A 2,684-nucleotide genomic window follows, 5' to 3' on the forward strand; every position below is an offset into this window, starting at 1 on the left:
CAATAGTTCATGGTAATCTGCAGGATCTTGATACAGTGATGCCATTTCTTCGCATAATTCCCTTACCCGAATATTGTTTTGATAACTTGATGCCTGCAGTTGTACTCCAATCCTTTCAAAGATTGTTTTATCTATGCTAGCACCATCTTTCTTTAAGAGCCTGATTTTTCCTTCATCAGGGTTTTGTAAACCAAGAAGCATTTCGATCGTTGTCGTTTTCCCCGCACCATTGTGTCCTAGAATACCGAAGATTTCACCTTTCTTCACCTCAAAAGACAATTGATTCACCGCAATTTGTGTTTGAAATCGCTTTGTCAGATGTTCCACTTGTATACATAATTCCATCATTCATACCTCCTTGTAAATCAAGGATATATCCTCCTGTTACAGGAGAGTCAAGCACTTTAATAAAACTATGAGAACCTTTATCGTACAATGAATAAAAAGATCTTTTGTTGATAAAATATTTACCTGTTTGCTGATCATCAAGAATAATCCATTTAATAAAAAAACTTAATCTTTCGCATCATGATTAAGCATAAGCGTCATCATATGGATAAATCGAGTAGGGTGAAATAAATCACCCTCTCACACCACCGTACGTACGGTTCCGTATACGGCGGTTCGTTTTAATTTCAAAGCGTGTCTCTCTATATAGTAATCTAAACAACTGACTAGTCCTTTTTGGGCTAGTTTTTCTTTTGATATTGCTCTTACCACACATGTTTTGGTTACGACCCATTGATAATGGTCTCCCATATACGATGTCTGTCTTGCTCTATCTTTTCTAATCCCAAGTTTTTGTAATCCCCACTGTCGCTTGCTGGGTACTTTCCACTGTTTCCATATAATTACTCGCAGTCTTGTACGAAGATGTTCATCTATCCTTGTCATATGTGTTTTCATATTACATATGGAATAGTAGTTTATCCATCCTCGTATTACTTGGTTCAGTCGTCTTATTCTTTCTTTTAAAGCCATTGTGTTCTTTCTGATTGTTAGCTGTTTTAGTTTCCTCTTAAATCGTTGTATGGAACTTGCGTGTGGTCTTGCACAATATTTCTTATCTTTTGTATCATAATAAAATCCAAAGCCTAGATATTTTAATTTGTTAGGTCTTGTGATATGCGTCTTTGTCGCATTCACTTTCAGTCCCAATTTGTGTTCAATCCACTTTGTGATTGTATGCATCACTCTGTTCGCACTGGCTCTACTTTTTACCGCTATCACGCAGTCGTCTGCGTATCTGGTAAAGTGTAATCCTCTGCTTTCTAATTCTTTGTCTAATTCATTTAGGATAATATTACTTAATAATGGCGATAGGTTTCCACCCTGTGGTGTTCCCTTTTCACTCTTTTCATATTTTCCGTTTATCATGATACCTGCTTTAAGATATTTTCGTATGAGCGACTCTGTATCTCCATCATTTATGATGATGTGTACATAACTCATCAATTTATCCTGTGGCACGTTGTCAAAGAATTTCTCTAAGTCAATGTCTACTATCCATTCATATCCATCATTGATATATTCCAATAATTTATTTATGGCCTGCTCACAACTCCGATTTGGTCTGAATCCATAACTATAATCCGAAAAGAACGTTTCACATATTGGGCTTAATACTTGTACCATTGCCTGCTGGATGATTCTATCCATTACCGTTGGTATCCCCAGATTTCTAGTTCCTCCATTCGGTTTTGGTATTTCAACTCGCTTTACTGGCTGTGGTTTGTACTTCCTTTCTGTGATTTCTGCTCTGATACTTTCCCAGTTTTCTTTTATATAAACATAGGCGTCCTCAATCGTTATTTCATCAATTCCGCTTGTTCCTTTATTCGCTTTTACACGTTTATAGGCTTTGTTCATATTTTCTCTGTTCAGTATCTTTTCTAATAGTTCTGACATACTTTGTGCACTCCTTTCCTTTCCGCTTTCTTACAAATCATCATACGTGTTTTGGATATTTGCTCATTTACGTTTTCACTCATATCCTTGTCTGATTATTGTAAGAAACATACATTTTGCTCGTGCGATTAAAACGTTCGGTCCTTCAGTATCTCTACCTAATATGACCTCTGCTGACTTCTCATTGTTCGTTGTTACTACTCCTCGACTGCCCGTCGTTCTACGTCTCGCCTACTGAGTCAATGAGACCTCGCGGGGTAAGTCACATATCTTTCCTCGTTTACTTATCTGATTTACGCCATTAGGTTACGGTTATCTTTTGGACTTTGATGCTTCATGCCATCTCATCCGCTAATGCCGCCTTATTATCAGCCGTCTGAATTTAATGTTCAGACTTCCTGTCCGTTAAGCCACGATTTCGCTATTGCTTCCTCTCTCCCATACCTCACGATATGAAACTTGCAAGTCGCTCTTGGGTTCGTCGATAACTACGCCCCGAGGGATTTTCACCCTAGATATGTGGCATGCCCGCCACACATGAAAAAAGACATCTATGTGTCTTTTATGTGCCTTTTTAATACTGTATATAGAATAAAACAATTGCTTATCTATGAAACTTCCTGTATATATTATCAAATGATAGGTTACTTATCTATTAAGCTTCTACATAGTTCAATCAACTTCATTTATGATCTACTTTTCTTTCTTTGAATGCTTCCGCATCTTTTTTCCGATATAAACGACGAGAAATTACAAAACCTTTATGGCTCTTAAAT

The 2,684-nt window shown here is 37.1% G+C and carries 2 protein-coding genes; both read right to left on the reverse strand.

Annotation, left to right across the window (positions count from 1 at the left end; all coding sequences use genetic code 11):
• On the reverse strand, positions 1 to 348 hold a 348-nt coding region (locus ACLUJM_RS13420), incomplete at its 3' end, for an ATP-binding cassette domain-containing protein (RefSeq protein ID WP_412413042.1).
• 240 nt (positions 349 to 588) lie between these two features.
• Positions 589 to 1,908 carry a group II intron reverse transcriptase/maturase gene (gene ltrA, locus ACLUJM_RS13425; protein WP_412413043.1) on the reverse strand — a complete coding sequence of 440 codons (1,320 nt, stop codon included), beginning with the start codon at positions 1,906 to 1,908 and terminating at the stop codon, positions 589 to 591.
• Positions 1,909 to 2,684: the final 776 nt, after the last annotated feature.

It is taken from the genome of Finegoldia sp. (assembly GCF_046991905.1).
Lineage (GTDB): Bacteria > Bacillota > Clostridia > Tissierellales > Peptoniphilaceae > Finegoldia.